Raw genomic sequence first — 18,861 nt, forward strand, 5'->3', positions numbered from 1 at the left:
CAGCCCAGCACCGCGAACCTTTCCGTCGACCGTCAGGCAAATGACTTCTCCCAGATTAAGCCGGAGATCGGTCTGTCAGCGTTACCAAACTCCCAGATGATCCCCGAGTTTCCGCCCTAGTAACCCTCAATGTCCCAGATAGTCTGGGACATTGAGGCATTCGGTAACCTCCCGACAGTCGCGGGCTCCAGCCACGAACTCAGTATATAAGACCGGCGAGAGGAGCTATTCTTGGCACTCGGCTATGGAATTTGTTCACCAAAGTCTCTCCGGTGTGTCCCAAGTTGGGACAGCCTAGATCGCCCGCACTATCAACATCGCTGTCCCAACTTGGGACAGCGGTCTGTCCGACGACTACGCAACAAAGTCCGGACGAAAAAAACCGCTTCTTGCCGGTTTCTGATCCGGTAGCTAGCTTGCTGTACCGAATAACTCTGCTAGCAAACTCCGAATTCGCTCTTCCTGTCGAGCGTCAAGCATGCCGGGCTTGATTTTCACGGTAAAACCGCTCGAATCTTTAGTAATCGATCCTGCCTGGTTCTTGCCTGCAAAAATCTTCTCGATGTTCCGATCGCGTACCGAAGTCTCCTTGCCGCCACTCTCTACCGCCTGTCTAATGTTCCGCCCGAACTTCGTCTGATCTAACTCGCCCGAAACGACATCAGCCCAGTGAGTCTTTGCCGCAGCAACAGCGACATCTCCATGCTTCTTCAGAACCGATACAACGGCCTCCGCCGCAGTCGCGCCGAGGAGGTTCGGTTGGAGATCAAGATCCTTGATGATGAACTCGGGAAGGTCGGCAAACGACAGGAGGCGATACAGGTCCGACCGTGCCATACCGAGCGCAGCGGCCATCTGCGTTCGATTCGGAAATTCCCTCTCAGTCTGCCGAATCGACAATGAAATTTCATAGTCACTCAACCCATCTCGGACAATATTCTCGGCAAGCGCCAGCATCGCCATGTCTTGATCGGAAATCTCAACCTGGACGACTCGAATTGACTCCTTCCCGATAAGTCTATGAGCGCGCCACCGGCGTTCACCTGCAACAATCTCATAGCCATCTGAAACCGCCCTGACAACAATCGGTTGAATCAGCCCGCTCGCTCGAATGCTCGATGCCAGCTCGTTCAGCTTCGCCTCGTTGAAAACCCGACGCGGTTGCCAAGGGTTGGGGCGAATATCCGCCACCGACACCTCAGCTGGAGCAGCAGCCGCAGCGGCCTTCTCCAGTTCAGCGATTCGCTCCTGTGCCGTGGCAAGCGCGCTAGCCATTCCCGGCCCAGTTCGTGGAGCCGTTGGCTTCCGGTCTGGGCTCAGGTCAATATCTTTCGCGGAACGCAGCTCCGCGGTCTTCGCCATCATCTTTTCGCGGATGCTGCTCATTTCCCTTTCCTCCATTCCTCCACATACGAATCGTCAATCCAACGGCAGTAGTCCATCAACGGCTGTCGGACTCTCGCAACCGTCTTAGCCACGCTATCCGACCGACTGAGATCGAACACCGTTGAGAATGCCAAGGCGCCATTACTCATCACCGAGCTGGCCGGAATCTCTGTCGTATGCAACCAATCTCCATATGCGCGTTGCGCCCAAGACCGTACGACTGGGGCAGACGATGTGACGCCGTAGTCGACCTTCGAGAGGACAACGGAGATAAAGTCATATGTCTTCTCAACCTCGTGTGCAGCGAAGCCCTGCGCAACGTCCGCAAACAACGACCAAAACGACACAGATGAAATGAAATCCAAGCTCTCTGGGACCAACGGCATCACCATCGAGTCCGCCGCCATCAATCCGTTCAAGGTCATGTATGAGAGCGAAGGGGCTGTATCGAGCACAATGTAGTCGTAATGCTTTCGAAGGGGCTCAAGACCTTGTCGAAGAACAGACCAGAACTGATAATTCGGCTTCGACTTCTGCATCGCTGGAAGAAAGTACTCCGCGTGGTGCAGAAAGTTGTGTGCCGGGATGAGATCGATCCCATCCCAATAGGTCGACTGAATTACTGCACCGAGCCCGCCCTCGACATTTTGGTCAAAGATGTACGGAAGCACGGTATCGTCCTCGGTGACGTCTTTCTCCGCATAAAGCCCGCAAAGCTCCGAAAGAGAGGCCTGAGGATCCAGATCGATCACCAACACTTTTCGACCACGAAGACTCAAACCTTGCGCAATGCACATGGTCATCGTCGTCTTTGTCGAGCCGCCCTTGAAGTTTGCGATGGTCAGCACTTTACCTTCGTGATCGCGCGTACCCGTTACGAGAGGAGTTTGGTAAATATCCGATACCTGCTGGACCCATGTTCGCACTTCAGCGAGCGAGAAGAGTCTTGTCCGTCCAGTCCCATTGGCCACGCCTGGTGGCAATGTTCCACCTTCCTTTGAGGCTTCATAGTGAACCTTTGCTCGATCGATTCCGCAAAGTTCGGCAAGTTCCGATGTCGTGAAGACCGGCGCAGTTTTTCGGGGCCGGGGTGCAAGAATCTGATCTCGTAGCTCGTTCGTCATGACCGCCAATCGATCGGCAAATTCGCCGAGCCTGGGAAGATTCACACGTCGGTCAATTTCAGGCAGCTCACTTAATTTCATTGTGTCTAGAACCTCCGTGATAAACGGAAAGAGTATGTTTCTACGGTTTTGACGATTATCTCCGCAAAACCGTAGAATACGCGGTAGCTTCCCCGATGACCAGTGAATTCGTCACCGGGTACCAAAGAGCCAGTGACTCGACAGCAAATACAATATTGAACGGGGCAGAGGTAGCGCCACTCGGCCGGCATCCGCAAGCCTTCAGCGCATCAGACGACAAAGTGCCAACGTAAGCAACTGGCGTTCATCGACAGCACAAAACACCTCACCTTTCGATTGCTACCGAAAGCTGTAGCTGCATGTCCACGACAGAGCCACACAAAAAACCTCACCTTTCACAGCCCCTTTTGGTGGTTATTTTGAACGTTGGATGCTGAAAAGCGCATCGCATGGCAACCGTGCGGGCCTCGTTTTTGACGAGAAGCACAAGAGGTGCTGTGACGCAGCCCTATTTTTTGAGACATGTTTGGTGTTTCTGTGGTGGGTTTTTATCTAAAACATAAACCAACCAACAACCCACAGCGATACAAGAATCTATTTAAATCAATAACTTAGTCAACCTTGGGTGAGGCGAATTGTGCTGATGGTGCTGTGAATTGATCCGCAAGGTGTGACGATTTCCCCGCAAAGGTGAGGTAAAAAGGCGCGCAAGGTGAGATGTTTAGGCGGGAAGGTGAGGTGATTTGGCGGTTGAGGTGAGGGATGTTGTGACCAGGTAGCAGGGAAGGTGAGGTAATCTGTGTTGACAGGTCACTATCGCCCGCATAACCTACCGGCCAACATCACAACCGATCTGGAGCGACGACCGAATGACCGAAGTAGGGCAACTCGCCACGTCGAGGCAACTCGCGTTGGCGCTATTCGAAGATGCCACTGCCGAGGGACTAGCGGTTGACGCAGCTCGCTCTGATGTCGGGTTCGCGCGAAAGAACATCCTTATCCGGATCGTAGACCTTGGTGTTTCGGCGCGTCGTCTGATTGATGCGGCTTACTTTATCGTTGCTCAGGAAGATCGCGTCCACGACCTGTACGACGTTGAATTGGACTACTTCAAGTGGTTGATGCGGTATTCAAGTCGTAACAATGCCCATCTCGAGCAGGTCATTACCGAAGCGCAAAAGGCACTGATTCAAGCGACCACCGCTCCGACGCCGGAGGGCGATAAGCCCTTTGGCTCAGTGCAGCTTATCGGCCGAGTTTCGTTCCAAGGGGGGAGATTCCAGTTCCGCATCCCAACTGACCTGATTTCGATAATCCGAGGTCCAGGCAAGTCCCATTGGCTAAGCCTGCGGATTACCTCACTGTTCACGCTAAGCTATGCGCGGGTCATGTATGACCATCTCCTTCCGTTTGCGGACGAGGGGGGCACCGATTGGCTGACTCTTGACGAACTTCGCGGTTGGCAGGGGGAAATGGGCGCCAATGCTCTTGTCTTCAAATACTTCAAGCGGGATTGGCTAGAGCCCGCGGTGAAGCAAATCAACGAACTTTCCGACATTACATTGGAGTACGAAACAAGAAACGAACCGGGATCGCGCAAGATCGGAAGACTGCGCTTTCGGATTGCTCGGAAGGACATTGCGGAGCGGGTGCTTCACACGTACGAGGAAGCTCAAGAGATCTATCGCGTCTTGAAGCAAGAGTTCGGGCTATCGAGCGATCAGCTGAACCAGATTGGCGCCAACCGCGGGACATATACCGACGATCGTCTCCGCCAAGCGATCGAGCGAACCCGGTTCAGCTTGAAGCTCGGAAAGGTATCCAAGAGTCCTGCGGGTTTCTTCATGAAGGCATTGAAGGAAGGATGGGTCGTCTCTGACGCAGAACGGGAAATGATAACCGTCCAACAGACGCTTGCGCTGGCAGAGCAGCGCGAGCTGGACGATAAAGTGAAGACCCAGTCCATTGCGGCGCTTAACACGGCCGCTCAAGAAACGAGCGCCAAAGATCGCATGCGAGAAGAGGCGCGCGCCGGCCGAGCCCAGTACGATGCAGCGGAGCAGAAGCAAAAGGACGAATGGCTGCGCACGTACCTCTCGTCATCAGGCGGGAAAATTATGCTGAGGCGCTTGAAGTTGAATCCAGAGATCGTTGATGAGGCAACGGTGCTTGGAGACGTCGATCTCGTAGGTGACTTTTCGCGATTCGTTTTCAACAAGACAAAGTCAAAAGCGAAAGCGCCGGGCTCGCGAGGTCGAGCGGCATAGCGATCGGCCTACTGTTCTCGAAGGGGCCATCCCTTCACCGACGATCTCAGTAGGTGACCTCTCCTACGATCTCGACGCCTACTCGTCTGCAAGACTCCGCCTGCAATCGTGTAGCAGCAGTATTCCTGTGCGCCCGCGGACACGTTCGTAAACGCGCCAGTATGTCCGTTCAGCCGAGTTAGAAAAATTTTGCTGGCCAGTCGGGCGAACCCGGGAAAGCTTGGGTTCATTTGGCGCGCAGGATTGCAGTAATGAGGTGGGCGATGTCGGGCACCTTCCGTAGCACCGAGGACAGTTCGTCTGACTCCACGACGAGGTGTGTACGGTTCGCTGATATGGAAACCGTTACTTCACCCGCACGCGGCGGAGCACCGGTAAGTAGCGCATGCTCGATCTCCTTGATGGATAAGCCAACGGGCATCTGTCGAACCCGCTCATCGACGATGGCGCTCCCCAAATGTTTCGAGATGAAATCAAGGCTGTTGGCTACGGAAAACGTGATCCGACCGTCACCGCCGACCGCATCGACAATAGCTCTCGGAAGCCGAGCAGCCGTCATGGACCGGGAAACGTTGGATGTGGACACTTTGAGATCTGCTGCCATCGCCGCTTGGCTTGACCAGAGACCCTGCTCGAGCATCGCCATATAGAACTGCCCGCGGCGCAATATCGAAGTCCCGTCCGCCCGCAATCGTCTGTGTATCGAAATGGCTGCTTCTCGGTCCGGTACGCTGTAAGCGCAGAAATCGTCGGTCATGGTGCGTGGTGATTACGGAAGTAATAAGGAAGAATCCTGGTGGTTATGCTGAGGAATCTCAACGATTGTTGTGTGTATTGAAATATGACCCTCAACCGGTTGAGGGGGAGGAGCGCCCGCTGCGCACTCGGGTCTTTCGGCTGGAGCGGCGTAAGCTTTTGTTTCTTAAACGAGTTCCCGCAGTGGGCCAACTGATCGCCGAACGTCGCGGCAAGCATTGCACGCGTGCAATTTCTGCAAGTTGCCATCTCGTAGAGGATTCGAACGGTACCTCACAAACGCATATGTGCAACCGGCAAAAGCTCACGATTTTGATAGAGCTTTTTGCCGAATACCCCTCAACCGGTTGAGCGCGCCAGCTGCGCGACCCGGCGCGGTCCGTCGTCTCGAAAAGGTCCCTGAAATCACGGCTCTTTTCCCAGGTGCCGTTGTCGCCTCGGCTGTTCCAATTGATCCGTCCCAATTGGAACTCCGTGATGCGACTCCCCAGACTCTTTCCCCGTAGCAAGAAGCAGGTCGCCCTGTCGCCGGCGCCCGGCCATTACTCGAACGAAGATCCCGAGACGATCATCTTCGATCAGGGGACCCGTCTGCGCGTCGAAGCCAATCACTGGAAGACCTTTTGTTTCGTCCTTGCGATCATCGCTGGTGGCGCCGTGTACACCCGGCAACCGCCGCCGTCGGTGGTGAGGGCCTACGGTGTCTCGTCCGATGCCGGCGGTAATCCGTTGGTCAAGCAACTGGCCGCGTACAACCCCGACGATCAAGCGAAACGCACGGCGATCAAACAGGACGTCGAGCACTGGTTCACGATCGAGCCGGTCCTCACCGACGATATCCGTACCTCACGCCTCGCCAAGAACATCAACGCCGTCAAAGCAAAGATGGTCGGTAACGCGAAGAACCAGTTCGCGTCTTGGATCAGCGAGGACAAACCGTTCGACCAGATCACCACCAATCCGAAGCTGGTCCGTGAGCCGAAGGTCACCAACGTCTCGTTGTTGGAGGATTCGACCGTCGTCGTCGAATTCACGACCTCGACCCGGCAATCGCCCACCGACAAGCCCGTCGATGTCCGCTTCGCGCTGACGATGCGCTACCAAATCATTCCTCCGACCGCGGAAGACGTACTCGGCACGAATCCGTACGGCCTTTACTACCCGTTCTTCACTTTGCAGAAAACCGGCGCATGAAACGACCACGTTCCCTCCTGATCTGGGGCACGCTCGCGTTGATCGCGGCGTCGGCCAATGCGTTCGCCGTAAAGACTGCCGCAAGTCCTGTGTCGCCGATTCCCGGTTTCGATGTCGGCAGCATTATCGGCGACGCGATGAGCCCCGTGAACCCGTACAACTCAGGCGCCGACCCCATCACGATGCCTGGCGACGCACGCATGGCCGTGTTCCCGTACAGCCGCGACCAGATCTATCGCGTGATGACGGCGCCGCTGAAGCTCACGACGATCGAGCTGGAGCGGGGCGAGAGCTTAATCAGCGAGCCGGCGATGGGCGATTCGGTGCAGTGGGTCATCGATACGGACGGCGCAAACCACGTGTACGTGAAGCCCACGAAACCTGGCCTCGTCAACACGCTCCACCTGAGCACGAACAAGCGCGAGTACGAGCTGACCCTTGTCTCGTCGCCGCTGGGCGGCCTGTTCTATCAGAACGTCCGCTTCAACTACCCGAATTCGCTGATGGCGAAAGTGCGCACGCGCGGGAATGCCGGCGGCGACGATCGCGATACCGACCACGCTGGCCAATCAGATTCCGGGCCGATCGGAGTCTCCCCGGACAAGCTGAACTTCGAATACACAGTTTCTGGCACGAGCTCGCTCAAGCCCGAAACGGTCTTCGACGATGGCACGTTCATCTGGATCCGGATGCCGCCGCGTACGCCGTTTGCCGTGCCGACCATCAACGACGGCGGCGACATCGTCAGCCCGAACTTTATCCGGCGCGGCCCGTACATCGTTATCCAGCGACTTGCAGATGAAGTGAAGCTCACGCGACCGGGCGAGGAGGTGACGATCACGCGCGGCCGTCGCGGCCTCTTTGGGTTCTGAGGTCGGTATGGCAAAGCAGATCGATCCGAGCAGCCCGGAGGAGAAGGCCTTGTTCAAGGGCAAGGTGCCCCGCAACGTCATGATTGCGGTCGGTGCGATTGCGGCCCTTGGTATTGGCTCGCTGGGCTTCTACACGCAGACCGTCGAAGCGAACAAGGCAGAGGCAGAAGCGCTGAAGGCAAAGCGAGAACGAGCGGCCGAAGCGGTCGACAAAAGCAACGCTGACAAAGCTGACGTCGACAAAATCATCGAGCAACAACAGGCCGAAGCCCGTCGGCGCGCGGCGGAAGCAGCGGCCGCCGCAAGCGCCGCCGCGTCCGCAAATGCGAAGAAGCCGACCTTGTCTGCAGACGCGGTCCTGCCGAGCGCAAGCGCGGGCGAGCTCAAGGCGGCAAACGACCAGGACACGATCTACGTCTCGCCGATCTTCCGCCCGGGTGTCAAGGTGAAGGACGCGCAGCCGCAGCAGCCTCAATTGCCGAACGGCATGATCTCGCCGCAACAGATGCTGCTTCAGCAGGCGGCCGCTCAAGACGCGGCGATGAAAGAAGCTACCGCGCAGGCTGGACTCGCATCACGCGGTGGGCAGGCGGCAGGAGCGATGACGACGCAACAACGCGACAACGCATTCATGCACGACGTCGCGCAGTTGAGCGAGGGCGACAAGGATTTCGCGCGGACCGGCTTTGTCGGTCAGTCGCACGGTTGCACGCTGTCGCCGCCGGCGAAGATTCCGGTTCTCTCGAACGAGGCGTTGAACTCGGATCGCCCCGGCACGGCGTCGCTGATCGTTGAAAGCGACGTGTACGCAAACAATGGCGATGGGCGTTGCCTCGTGATTCCGTGGGGCACAACGATCGTCGCGCCCTACAGCTCGGACATTCAGCCGGGCCAGGAGTCGATTCTCGTCGCCGGCGCGGAGATGCGCCTGCCGAACGGCAAGCACGTGCCGCTGTACGGCGCGCAAGGTGCCGACGGCGACGGCACGGCTGGCTTCAGTGGTGACGTAAACAACCACTTCTTCAAGATCTACTCGACCTCGTTCCTCACGGCCATTCTAGTTAAAGCGTTCTCTAACAGCGACCAGAGCACGACGACTGGCCCGCTCGGCGTCACCACTGTGGGCAGCACGGGTGGCCAGATCGCGGCGCAAACCGCGCAGTCGGTGCTCGACCGCTACAAAAACATCCCGCCGACAATCTCGTCGAAGCCGGGCAAACGGCACTTCATGATGAAGATCAATCGCGACATGGTGCTCGAGCCGTACCGGGAGCCGCGATGATCAAGCACTTGATTTTTGCGACCGCGATGGCATCGGCGAGTGCTTATGCGCATTCGGCCGTGATCGCGCAGGTCATCAGCCCCGTGAGTGTCGTCATCCAGGACGGCGCGGTGCGACGCGTCGCGATGCTGCCGGGGAAGCCGGTCTATTACTGCGGCCTCGATGCGTTCGTCGAATGGGCGTCTCCGCTGATCGGCCAGCCCGTGCGCAGCTCGAGTGACGCCGGCGTCACGGTCTCGATCGATGGGCGTGATGTCGCATTGGACGACCTGTTTATCGACCGCGGTTGGCTCCAACCGCTCGTACTGGATGACGGCGCGCAGGCGGCACTCGCCGAACGTCGAGGTGGATGGGCGTGCTCCCGTGCGGTCGTGCCGTTCGAGCTGCTGCACACCAACGTCGATCCTAAGATCCTCGCCGGCATCGCGCTGAACGAATCGAACTACCGCGGCCGTGCGTGGCCATGGACCCTGAACGTTGCGGGTCAGGGCTTCTTTTTCAAGTCGCGCGAAGAAGCCTACAAGGCGATCGAGACGCTGCTTGCGCGCGATCGCTGCGATTTCGACGTTGGCCTGATGCAGGTGAACTGGTGCTACCACGGCAAACGCTTTGCGTCGGCATGGGCTGCGCTCGCGCCCGCGACCAACGTCGCGGTAGCCGAGGCGATTCTGACCGAGAACTTTGCCCGAACTGACTCGGTGGCGAAGGCGGTCGCCTATTACCACAGCGCGAATCCCAATCTCGGTCGTTCGTACCTTGCACGGTTCGTTCGACACCTTTCCTTGATCGAGGCAGGCCTTTGAAGCACACGACCAAGATTTTCGCGTGCGCCGCATCGGCGATCGTGTGTGCGGCCGCATCGGCGGCGAATACCGACCCGTTCGACTTCGACTACGACATCCTCGGCGGCATCTCCGAGCGGCCGGCGCTGATTTTCAACGACGAGACGAAGACCTATATCCAGCCGCGCGCGGGGCAGGTCATCGTCGCCGAAGGTGGGCATACCGAAGGTCCGTACGTCGTCGTCGAGGGCACGCCGGCGTCGATCACGTACAAGGTCGGTACCCATTCGGCCACGGCCCGCTGGAAGAAGGCGAACACCTTCATCGGCGGCACCGGCGCACTGGCTGCGATGAAGGACGATCAACCGGCCGGTTTCGATGGCTTCACGAACCGATTGGTGCTGATCGGCACGCGCTCCGCGCTCGCGCCCGTCCGCGCGCTGCATGCGTCGATGCCGGTCGGTAACGTGGTCAAGTCGCTCGTCCCACAGGGCTGGACTGGTTCCGCGCAGAAGGACGTTGACCTGACGACCTCGGAGCTGTTCGCGACGCGCGACGGCGAGAACTGGCTGCAGGCGCTCGATCGCTTGATGACGCAAACCGGGCTGTACGCGGATGTCGATTTCGGTGAGCGACACGTGCGGCTGCATCGCGACGCGCCGAAGTCTGCGGCGTTGAACTATGCGTCGTCCGGCCATGATGCCGACGAGGCCGGTTTGAACCGCGTCGTCGCGCGTGTTACCGCGGAGCCTGCACCGGTGTCACGGCTGGCCGAACGCTTTGGCGCGCAGGCTATCCGTGATGGCGACGACACGCATATGCAGATCCGCTTCACGGCGAAGCCGGCAAAGACCGTCACGTTCAAGACACCGGACGGGAAGGCGCTGCGTACCAGCTGGGACGAGGTCAAGAACGTGATGACGATCGACCGCGCGGAACGTTTCATCGTGGCTGACGCGACAAACCACGTCGAAGTGACGCGGGACGCGAAGACTGTCTACGACTTCGACCAGCCGAACCCGGCAAAGCTCGAGGCCGTGTTCGATCGCGACGGCCGCACGTACTTCAAGTTCGCGGAATCGGTCGTGCGGGTCGGTGTTACGGATGCGCGGAACCTGGGCATCGGCGAGCAGAAGGGCCGCTACTTCATGTTCGAAGGCACGTCCGACCTGTTCACCGTGACAGCAGACGGCAACACGATCCACGTCAAGCGGCGTAAGGAAGTCACGTATCGCGAAGCGCCTGACGCGTCGCTGCAGGCGAGCGGGGGGCCGACGCCATGAAGCACATCGTCTCGATCGTCGCCACCGTGATGGTGATCGCCGCATTGCCCGCCCGCGCAGATTGCCTTGATGACGCGGCCGCCTTTCATCGTGTCAATCCGCGGCTGCTGCGCGTGATTGCGCAGCACGAGTCGGGCATGCGGGCCAATGCAGTGAACCGGAACACGAACGGCAGCGAAGACATCGGGCTCATGCAGATCAACACGTCCTGGCTCCCGACGCTTTCCCGCTACGGCATCCGTCGCGAGCACCTCTTCAACGGCTGCGTGAGCGCATATGTCGGGGCGTGGATTCTCGCGTCGAACGTGCGCCGGTTCGGGCCGAACTGGAAGGCAGTCGGTGCCTATAACGCGGTGACGCCGTCCAAGCAGCTCGTCTACGCCAGCGCGATCTATCGCCGCTTTATGCAACAGGGTCGGTAACCATGCAGAAGACACATTCGAATCAGGCGCGAGCACGCGCGATCGTAGCGGTAGCGCTTGCCGCCCTGAGCGTCGCGGCGATTGCGGCCCCCCAAGCAGCGACGAGCTCGATTGATGCGGACGGCTGGCAGGTGCTTGCGTCGACGCCGAAAGCGGCACCGGCAGCGGCCGACAGCACGAAGCGAGAGCCGTCCCTGCCGGCGCCGGCGACCGACGTCGCCGCTGTCGAGTTGCCGGGCGTGAGTGCCCCAGCCGCGAATGGCACGCTGACTTTCTCGGTGACGCCGGCTGACGTGAATTTGCGCGATGCGCTCGACCGTTGGCTGCAGCAGCAGGGCTGGCAATTGGCGTGGAAGATCGACGACGACCTGCCGCTCGAATTCAACGCGTCTTTCACGGGCGACTTCACCTCCGTCCTGCAGCAGGTGATGAAGGCGACGAACCACATGCGCACGCCGACGCGCGCGTGCCGCCACTCGAATAACGTCATCCGCGTGATCGCACGCGCGGGCAACTGCCAGGACTGAGAACCATGCGCGTTCACCTTTTGAAATCCACGGTCGCGATCGCGGCCGCCCTGATGGCCGCCGGTTGCGCCGTGACCCAGCAGGACGTCAACGACAGCTACGACGCGGCACATCGCACGATCTCCGATGCGCTTGGCAAGGGGCCGGCGCCGATGGCGCTTGTCGAGGACGTGCCGACCGCGTTCTTGGGTGACCGGCTGGTGCCGCTCGCCTACGAGGCGACGCTGCCTGCAGTGTTCCGCGACAAGACGGTTACGCTTCCCGCAAACCTCGGCATCAAGCAGATCGCCACGCTGATCTCGACCGCGACGGGATATCCGGTTCATCTGAGCCCGGACGTTTTCGTGCCGCGCGATTCGCTGGTGCCGGGCCAGACGGAGTCGAAAGGGCAGAACAACACCGCGCGAACCGAAGAGCCGGTCTACCGGCAGGCGTTCTCCGGCAAGGCCGGCATGTACATGCGGAACATGACGACCGACCTTGGGCTCGACTGGTCGTTCGACGGCAGCACGATCAACGTGAATCGGTTCGTTACCCGGATGTACCAGATCGCGGCGATCCCGGGCAAGGTGTCGATCAAGTCGACGATGAGCAAGGGCATGGACACGTCGACCGGCAACCAGTCCGGCAGCGGCGGTGGTGGCAGCTCGGGTGGCAACACCGGTTCGTTCTCCGCCCAGACGTCGACTGGCCGCGAAGGCGATTTCGATCAAATTGCGGCGATCACGGCGGAAATCGACAAGCTGAAATCGCCGATGGGTCGCGTGAGTGTGAATCCGCAAAGCCGGCTGGTGATGGTTTACGACACCAAGGAAGCGGCGGACAACATCGGGAAGCTGCTGAAGCATGAAAACGCGATCTCGACTCGCCAGGTGGCCATCACGGTCCGCACGATCCAAATCGCGTTGAACAGGGGAAGCCAGGCGGGCATGAACGCGGACGTCGTCTTCAATGCGATGCATGCCGGTCTCGCGCGCTACGCGATCAGCTTTACCTCCCCGACGTCGCTCGCGACGGGTGGTGGCTCGGTCGGCGTATCGGTGCTGCGCCCGGATGCGCCGTTCTCCGGTACCAATGCGGTCGTGAACGCCCTGAACCAGTACGGCCGCACGGTGCAGGACAACACGATGACCAAGATGACGCTCAATGGCCTGCCGGTGTCGGTGGCGTCGTTCAAAAGCGACGACTACCTGCGTTCGACCACGCCGTCGTCGGGTTCGTTGACGGCGACGTCTGGTGGTGTTCCGGGCCTGACGCCGGGCACGATTACCACGGGCGATTTCGTGAATGTCCTACCTGCGGTCAACGATCACAACCAGATCGTCCTCGCGTACTGGGCGGACAGCTCGAAACTCAACGGTCCGTTTACCAGCGCGGGCGCGGGATCCGGTCAGACTCAACAGCAGATCCAGCTCGCGCATACGGTTGGCACTAAGGACGACCAGACGATTGCACTGTCGGACGGGCAAACCATCGTGCTGTATGGCGCGATCACGGATCAGGCCGACAGCACGACGAATACCGGCATCGCCGGCCTCACGGGGAGCTGGAACAAGGCGAAGACGTTCCAGGTCATCATGCTGAAGGCGACGGTCGTCCCGTCAATGTGATCATGATGCACATCACGGAACCCCTGCCGACCGACAAGCGCGCACGCCTTGTGTTCGGGATCGACTGGCGGGCCTACCCGGTAAAGGGCGGGAAGGCCGAACGCCGGCGCTACGCGGATGCATTCGGCGCGACGCATTACGTCGAGTTCAAAGTCGGCTCCGACCTGATCGGCGGCTTTGCTATGCCGGATACCCCCGAAGTGAAAGGTTCTCGCCTGTACTCGGGTGCAGCGCGTGTCGCTCTCCATGAGCGCATCAAGAGCCGGGCCGCGGCCCTCGTCTTGCTGCAGGATGGTCCGCGCGTCTACCTGATGTTCGTAGTGCGCGGCGCGGTGCGCAACGACGAAGTGCTGTCTCCGGAGGCGGCGCAATCCCGGCGTCTGGAGATCGAGCAGGAATGCCTGAAGGGCAATCTGAAGCTCGACACCCTCGGTACGGGCGATCGAATCGGCGACGTCGATGAGCCCTTTCAGGCGAGCGAGCTGCTCGCGAACGGAAAGGTCGGTCGCATCACGAAGCTCCCGATGTCCGTGCCGACCATGGTTCCGATCATCGCGATCGTGGTCGGCGGGTTGTTCGGCGTTCCCAAGCTGATGGATGTGCTGTCTCCGCCTCCGCCGCCTCCTCGGGCCCCAACGTTCGCGGAACAGTACGCGACGGCCGTTCAAGAGGCATTCGCGCGCCTGCAACCGCGAGCATCCGAGCTCGGACCAGCGTTGCTTGCGGCCGTCGGCGGGAAGGAATCGGTCATCAAGGGTTGGCTGTTCCAGGAGGCCAACTGTCCGTCGGCGGGATTCTGCACGATGAAGTTTCGCCGGAATGGGGGGACCTTCGCGGGGTTTGCGCAAGCTGCGACCGCGGACATGCGTCCGGTCACTTTCGCGCGTGATGGTCTATCGCTCGAATGGCGAGGACCGGCTGTTCCGAAGGTCGCGTCCCTGAAGGAAAGTGAGTCGAAGAGCTGGCCCACTTTGCAGGCGTTTATCGACATGCTTCAGACGCCACCGCAACGCATGTCGTCGAAGGTCCTGGAGCTTCGCGCCTACGGCTACGTAGTCACGCTCGATGAACCGCGGTCGCTGATAGCGTCGCCTGGCGCCGTAGAAGGGGGGCGTGTCGGGCCGTTGCTCAAACAGGGTGGCTGGACGATCGAAGGCTTTCGATGGCAATCACCGTTGCTCGCCAAGCTGCCCCCGAACATGACGCTCGAGTCGCTGAAAGTCGACCTGCGTCTCAATGAAGGTGCGACAGCGGCCCCCAACAGGGAAACGGGCGAATCGTCGTATGGCGTTCACTTCACCGCGAAGGGTAAATACTATGTTTTCGATTAAGCACGCACTCGTCGCGGCGGGCGTTGGTATCGCCGCGTCCGCTCATGCCGGCCCTGTCGGTACCAGCCTGTCGATCGACGACATCGACCAACTGGCGCGCGCAAATCTCGCCCGCCAACTCGGCGGAGGTGCGCCCGGCGTTGGTATGTTGCCGCCCGGTGCGATGTCGCAGCCGCAGCCGGGCATCGTCGCAAGCGGTGTGACAGCTGACGCTCAGCCGAAGCCGGTAGAGAAACCTCTCCGCCAGCCGCGTGCGCATGCCGAGCCGGTTTCGTTCCTTGGTGCGTTTAACGACGAGACCGGAGGCCACGTTCTGTACTCGTTCCGCGATGCGATCTACCCGGCGCGCGTCGGCGCAACGTTGCTCAACGGCTGGAGCGTCAAGAGCGTCGACGGCTATGCGGTGACGGTGGCCGAGGGGAAGCGGACGTGGAAAGAGCCCATTCGCGGCGCCGCGCCGATCCAGTCGCCGGCAACGAACGCTGTTCGTTCGCTCGTGGATCTTGGTTCGCCGTTGCCCGCCGGCGCGCCGTTGCCAGGTATCCCGCTCGGAGGCACGCAATGAGCCTCTTTGCGGAGATGGAATCGCAGGAGCCGGAGAAGCGTGGTTTGCTCGGCCGGCTCAAGGCATTCAAAGCGGGCTTTACCGATAGCTCGTCGGGTGCAATGCCGATCGTCGGACGAGAGCCGGTGGACGGCGTTGAATCAGTCGTTGAAGTCGATGGTCCGCGCGAGCCGCGTTTCAAGACGACGAGCAAAGCAGTGAACCCGCGCCAGGCCGGTCAGGGTCAGCCGATGACGATGGGCATGATGCTGCGTCGCGCCCAGGATGAAATCGAAGACGTGTCGGTGTTCGAGGAGGACCCCGCGTCGCCTCGTGCTGGCGCCGTCGATGTCCCGCCGGTTTGCGATGTTGGGACTCAGAAACCCGACGAAGCGCGCACGACCGTCAATTCCGATGCCACGCGTTCCACAGTCGAGGTGAGGGTTGATTCGATGGCGTCGTCGGAACCCGGGGCGGACCCGGTGGCTGCGCGTACTGATGCGCCGGTGAATGGGGCACCACGTGCGCCCGAGCCGTCCGATTCTCTGGACGCGGAAGCAGTGAAGGACCGCGAAGCCGCATCGTCCCGACCGGCTGGTTACGACGATCGGCCGACAGTGCGCCGAATCGGCACGGACGTGGCCGAGGCGCCAGAGGTTTCGATCGAGACTGGTAGGCCGCGTTTGGTGCATGCAGACGCGCTAACGTTCAAGCGGGTGTTGTGCCAGCGCGATGAAAACGCTGCGCTGGCCGTCACCGAGTCGGCACGCCGCGAGTTCATTGCGGTCGAGCTGCAGGCTGGAATCTCGATCGTGGTGTCGACGCAGCGCTTCCACGAAAGCCAGTTGTACGCGACCTATCTGAAGGATCTCGCGCGCGCGGACATTTCCGTTCATGAGGAGATGGTCGCTAGCGAGGAGGTGATTGCTGCGCTCTACACCAAGGAGAAGCAGCGTGCGGCTACGGCTGTACCGGAATCGTCCCGGGCCATCGGCGCGTTTCGCGACGTAATCGAAGCAGCGAAGGCGTATGGGGCAGGTGACGTGCACTGGGAGTACCGGGATTTTTCCGATGCCGTTGAGCTCCGCTTCCGCGTCGACGGTGATCTGTATGCGTTTCGGAAGATGCCGAAGGCGCTGGCGGTACGTGCGCTCGCGGCCACCTATCAGGACCTCGTCCAACGCAACACCAACTCCGGCGAGTCGTTCCAGCCGACGGCACCGCAGTCAGCGATGATCCCGCTCGTGGCGCATACCGATCTTGTCAACATCCGGTGGCAGAGCGCGCCGCTCGTCGGCGGATTCGATGTCGCGCTGCGCTTGCTCGATGGCAATTTCAAGCGCGTGAAGGTACTCCTTCCACACGAGATGGGCCTGGAGACGAGCCAACTGGAGATTCTGGAGAGTCTCGGCAAGGTGACCGGTGGCGCCACGTTCCTGACCGGGGAAACCGGGTCGGCAAAGACGACGTTGCTGCGCGCGATGTCGTATCTGGTGCCGAATCGTGACCGCATCAAGCAGTTCGCGGTCAACGAGCCGTCCGAGGTGCCCGCGCCGTGGTTGTCCGACATTTCGATCCAGCGCAGGCCGAACGAGACGGAGGTGGACGCTAACCGAAAGATCGTCGAGGTGATTCGCACGTTGATGCGAATGGATCCCGACGATCTCACGATCGGCGAGGTGCGGGACTCCGTTCTTGCCGGTTTGGTCGCCGAACTCGCGCTGACGGGCCACCCGGTTCGCACGACGCTGCACGGAAACAGCATCCTCGGCGCGGTGATGCGATTGGTCGGTGGCCGGCTCAAGCTGCCGATGGATGAAGTGGCGTCTGGCAGCTTCCTGAATGCGGTTGGCAATCAGAAGCTGATCCCGATTCTTTGCCCGCACTGCAAGCGGCCAGCGCGCGACGTGCTGGCGCCGCAGCAGATCGCGACGCTCGAGCGCAAGTTCGGCCTCGACACCTCCACCATGGCGTGCCGGGACGAGGACGGGTGCGAGCACTGCCGCCGCCCGGGTCTGTTCACGCGCACCGGCAAAGTGGCGGCCGGCATCAAGGGGCAGACGCTCGCGATGGAACTGTACAGGCCGACGTCTGAGTTTCTCGAGCGTGTTTCCGTACGCGATTGGCGGGGCGCCGAGCAAGTGTGGCGCAGCAGCCGGAAGAGCAATTTCGCGGACGCCGACATGACGGGCAAGACCGTCTACGAGCACGCGCTGTACAAGGCCTCGCGTGGTCTCATCGATCCGCGGTTCATCGATGAATCGATGTGCAGCTTCGATGCATATCGCGTGGCCCCGGACGCGGATGGAGTGTTGCCATCGTGATCAAGTCGCTCATCTACTCCATCTTCATGGTGCTTCCGGCGAAGGAGCGTCTACGCCTCGCAACGCTTCGATTCCGAGCGATGCGCGAAATGTTCTTCCGGGAGACTCGTCTTGACATCGCTAAAAAGGGGCTGCGTAACAGCGAGACATTGCTCGAACGGCTGACGACGCTAGAGGTGCGCCATCGCTCACGAAAAAACCTCTCATGGCCGGTGTTCCAGAAGATCGCCCAACGTATGCGCGCCGGTGACGATTTTGCGACTGCCATCAAGCCGTCCATCCCGAACGACGAATTCGTGTTGCTCGAACTCGCGGGACAGTCGCCCCGCGACGATGCCGCGATTCGAGGGCTGGAGCTGGCCGAGATGGCAGCGCACGCGAAGCGCGTACTGTCGTCGACGACGTCGCTGCAGATGGCGTATCCGGCCTTCCTGCTGGTCTATCTCTATTCGTTCTGTGTGCTGTTCGGCGCGCACATTCTGCCGGCGACGCTGGACGTGAAGCCGCTTGAGAAGTGGTCCTCGTTCGGCCAGTTCATCTACGCGGTCGACACCTTCTGCGCCGACTACTGGTGGCTGACGTCTGCGGTCGTCGTGGGATTGGTGGTCGGGTATTTCCAAACGCTGAAGCATTGGACGGGCGAGTTTCGGAACCGCGTCGACGCAATGCCGCTGATGTGGCGCAATCGGCGAGATCTGCGTGCGGCGTTGCTGATCGTGTCGTTGGCGGGCCTGTTCGACTCGGGCCTCACCCTGCGCGCCGCGCTGGACAAGCTCACCAAGTCGGCTGACCCGTGGATGCGTTGGCACCTGCGCCGGATGAGCGCGCGGCTGACGGCGAACCCCGACCAACCGATGCTCGCACTCGATACCGGGATCTTCTCGGAAACCACCATCGACATTCTGACTGACGCGGCCGGGCGAGATCAGTTTGTCGAGGCGGTGAAGAATCTTGGGCAGACCTCCCTCGAGCGCGTCGTCGAGGCGGTACGACGGAACGCAAAGATCACGCACTACGTGCTGCTCGCTGGAGTCGTGCTGGCGTTCCTTGTCTTCGGCCTGGGATCGTATTTCGCAACCGGTGCTGTCGCTTTCGATAGCGCACCGCCCTCTATCAACCAGAATTTCTAGGAGCCC

Annotated in this window: 17 protein-coding genes; 14 read left to right on the forward strand and 3 right to left on the reverse strand. The window is 60.4% G+C overall.

The annotated features are described in order from the left end of the window. Positions 1–411 precede the first annotated feature (411 nt). A complete protein-coding gene (locus AC0KUR_RS33875; protein ID WP_226158777.1) occupies positions 412–1,386 on the reverse strand; it encodes a ParB/RepB/Spo0J family partition protein in 975 nt (324 codons plus the stop codon). Further along, complete coding sequence (locus tag AC0KUR_RS33880) at positions 1,383–2,591, reverse strand: AAA family ATPase (RefSeq protein WP_059669010.1); 1,209 nt, start codon at positions 2,589–2,591, stop codon at positions 1,383–1,385. The genes AC0KUR_RS33875 and AC0KUR_RS33880 overlap by 4 nt, the downstream gene beginning before the upstream one ends. An 809-nt stretch (positions 2,592–3,400) precedes the next feature. Between AC0KUR_RS33880 and AC0KUR_RS33885 the strand changes: the two genes are divergently transcribed. Next, positions 3,401–4,798 carry a replication initiation protein gene (locus AC0KUR_RS33885; protein WP_226158776.1) on the forward strand — a complete coding sequence of 466 codons (1,398 nt, stop codon included), beginning with the start codon at positions 3,401–3,403 and terminating at the stop codon, positions 4,796–4,798. A 226-nt stretch (positions 4,799–5,024) separates the two neighbouring features. On the opposite strand, the gene AC0KUR_RS33890 is transcribed toward AC0KUR_RS33885, so the two are convergent. Continuing rightward, the gene (locus tag AC0KUR_RS33890; protein WP_473377069.1) at positions 5,025–5,555 is read right to left on the reverse strand and encodes a hypothetical protein; all 531 of its coding nucleotides are present in this window, start codon (positions 5,553–5,555) and stop codon (positions 5,025–5,027) included. Between the two features lie 5 nt (positions 5,556–5,560). Here AC0KUR_RS33890 and AC0KUR_RS33895 point away from each other — a divergent pair, with 5 nt between their 5' ends. The 13 genes from AC0KUR_RS33895 to AC0KUR_RS33955 all read left to right on the forward strand — a co-directional run bounded on the left by AC0KUR_RS33895 (position 5,561) and on the right by AC0KUR_RS33955 (position 18,855). Next, a complete protein-coding gene (locus tag AC0KUR_RS33895) occupies positions 5,561–5,905 on the forward strand; it encodes a hypothetical protein (RefSeq protein WP_473377070.1) in 345 nt (114 codons plus the stop codon). A 126-nt stretch (positions 5,906–6,031) separates the two neighbouring features. Next, complete coding sequence (locus tag AC0KUR_RS33900; RefSeq protein WP_175907322.1) at positions 6,032–6,748, forward strand: VirB8 family type IV secretion system protein; 717 nt, start codon at positions 6,032–6,034, stop codon at positions 6,746–6,748. Beyond that, the gene (locus AC0KUR_RS33905) at positions 6,745–7,620 is read left to right on the forward strand and encodes a TrbG/VirB9 family P-type conjugative transfer protein (RefSeq protein ID WP_175907324.1); all 876 of its coding nucleotides are present in this window, start codon (positions 6,745–6,747) and stop codon (positions 7,618–7,620) included. Before AC0KUR_RS33900 ends, AC0KUR_RS33905 begins: the two co-directional genes overlap by 4 nt. Positions 7,621–7,627: 7 nt before the next feature. Continuing rightward, complete coding sequence (locus AC0KUR_RS33910; protein ID WP_473377071.1) at positions 7,628–8,902, forward strand: TraB/TrbI/VirB10 family type IV secretion system protein; 1,275 nt, start codon at positions 7,628–7,630, stop codon at positions 8,900–8,902. Continuing rightward, on the forward strand, positions 8,899–9,705 hold the full coding sequence (locus AC0KUR_RS33915) for a transglycosylase SLT domain-containing protein (protein WP_473377072.1): 807 nt from the start codon (positions 8,899–8,901) through the stop codon (positions 9,703–9,705). The genes AC0KUR_RS33910 and AC0KUR_RS33915 overlap by 4 nt, the downstream gene beginning before the upstream one ends. Beyond that, positions 9,702–10,967, forward strand: coding sequence for a TrbG/VirB9 family P-type conjugative transfer protein (locus tag AC0KUR_RS33920; RefSeq protein ID WP_473377073.1), 1,266 nt, complete (start codon positions 9,702–9,704; stop codon positions 10,965–10,967). Before AC0KUR_RS33915 ends, AC0KUR_RS33920 begins: the two co-directional genes overlap by 4 nt. Continuing rightward, positions 10,964–11,389: a lytic transglycosylase domain-containing protein gene (locus AC0KUR_RS33925; protein ID WP_226158768.1), complete on the forward strand. Its 426-nt coding sequence runs from the start codon at positions 10,964–10,966 to the stop codon at positions 11,387–11,389. The genes AC0KUR_RS33920 and AC0KUR_RS33925 overlap by 4 nt, the downstream gene beginning before the upstream one ends. A 2-nt stretch (positions 11,390–11,391) precedes the next feature. Continuing rightward, the gene (locus tag AC0KUR_RS33930; RefSeq protein ID WP_473377074.1) at positions 11,392–11,916 is read left to right on the forward strand and encodes a toxin co-regulated pilus biosynthesis Q family protein; all 525 of its coding nucleotides are present in this window, start codon (positions 11,392–11,394) and stop codon (positions 11,914–11,916) included. Between the two features lie 5 nt (positions 11,917–11,921). Then, positions 11,922–13,526, forward strand: coding sequence for a type II secretory pathway protein (locus AC0KUR_RS33935; RefSeq protein WP_473377075.1), 1,605 nt, complete (start codon positions 11,922–11,924; stop codon positions 13,524–13,526). A 2-nt stretch (positions 13,527–13,528) separates the two neighbouring features. Next, positions 13,529–14,857, forward strand: coding sequence for a hypothetical protein (locus tag AC0KUR_RS33940; protein WP_473377076.1), 1,329 nt, complete (start codon positions 13,529–13,531; stop codon positions 14,855–14,857). Next, positions 14,844–15,422: a hypothetical protein gene (locus AC0KUR_RS33945; RefSeq protein ID WP_473377077.1), complete on the forward strand. Its 579-nt coding sequence runs from the start codon at positions 14,844–14,846 to the stop codon at positions 15,420–15,422. The genes AC0KUR_RS33940 and AC0KUR_RS33945 overlap by 14 nt, the downstream gene beginning before the upstream one ends. Then, a complete protein-coding gene (locus AC0KUR_RS33950; RefSeq protein ID WP_473377078.1) occupies positions 15,419–17,725 on the forward strand; it encodes an ATPase, T2SS/T4P/T4SS family in 2,307 nt (768 codons plus the stop codon). The genes AC0KUR_RS33945 and AC0KUR_RS33950 overlap by 4 nt, the downstream gene beginning before the upstream one ends. Beyond that, positions 17,722–18,855: a type II secretion system F family protein gene (locus AC0KUR_RS33955; RefSeq protein WP_473377079.1), complete on the forward strand. Its 1,134-nt coding sequence runs from the start codon at positions 17,722–17,724 to the stop codon at positions 18,853–18,855. Before AC0KUR_RS33950 ends, AC0KUR_RS33955 begins: the two co-directional genes overlap by 4 nt. Positions 18,856–18,861: the final 6 nt, after the last annotated feature.

This window comes from Burkholderia sp. YHN3-13 (genome assembly GCF_055810675.1).

Excerpts from the sequence above, each read along its gene's own strand:
- AC0KUR_RS33875 (WP_226158777.1), bottom strand. The coding sequence starts at position 1,386 with ATGAGCAGCATCCGCGAAAAGATGATGGCGAAGACCGCGGAGCTGCGT.
- AC0KUR_RS33880 (WP_059669010.1), bottom strand. The coding sequence starts at position 2,591 with ATGAAATTAAGTGAGCTGCCTGAAATTGACCGACGTGTGAATCTTCCC.
- AC0KUR_RS33885 (WP_226158776.1), top strand. The coding sequence starts at position 3,401 with ATGACCGAAGTAGGGCAACTCGCCACGTCGAGGCAACTCGCGTTGGCG.
- AC0KUR_RS33890 (WP_473377069.1), bottom strand. The coding sequence starts at position 5,555 with ATGACCGACGATTTCTGCGCTTACAGCGTACCGGACCGAGAAGCAGCC.
- AC0KUR_RS33900 (WP_175907322.1), top strand. The coding sequence starts at position 6,032 with ATGCGACTCCCCAGACTCTTTCCCCGTAGCAAGAAGCAGGTCGCCCTG.
- AC0KUR_RS33905 (WP_175907324.1), top strand. The coding sequence starts at position 6,745 with ATGAAACGACCACGTTCCCTCCTGATCTGGGGCACGCTCGCGTTGATC.
- AC0KUR_RS33910 (WP_473377071.1), top strand. The coding sequence starts at position 7,628 with ATGGCAAAGCAGATCGATCCGAGCAGCCCGGAGGAGAAGGCCTTGTTC.
- AC0KUR_RS33915 (WP_473377072.1), top strand. The coding sequence starts at position 8,899 with ATGATCAAGCACTTGATTTTTGCGACCGCGATGGCATCGGCGAGTGCT.
- AC0KUR_RS33925 (WP_226158768.1), top strand. The coding sequence starts at position 10,964 with ATGAAGCACATCGTCTCGATCGTCGCCACCGTGATGGTGATCGCCGCA.
- AC0KUR_RS33930 (WP_473377074.1), top strand. The coding sequence starts at position 11,392 with ATGCAGAAGACACATTCGAATCAGGCGCGAGCACGCGCGATCGTAGCG.
- AC0KUR_RS33935 (WP_473377075.1), top strand. The coding sequence starts at position 11,922 with ATGCGCGTTCACCTTTTGAAATCCACGGTCGCGATCGCGGCCGCCCTG.
- AC0KUR_RS33940 (WP_473377076.1), top strand. The coding sequence starts at position 13,529 with ATGATGCACATCACGGAACCCCTGCCGACCGACAAGCGCGCACGCCTT.
- AC0KUR_RS33945 (WP_473377077.1), top strand. The coding sequence starts at position 14,844 with ATGTTTTCGATTAAGCACGCACTCGTCGCGGCGGGCGTTGGTATCGCC.
- AC0KUR_RS33950 (WP_473377078.1), top strand. The coding sequence starts at position 15,419 with ATGAGCCTCTTTGCGGAGATGGAATCGCAGGAGCCGGAGAAGCGTGGT.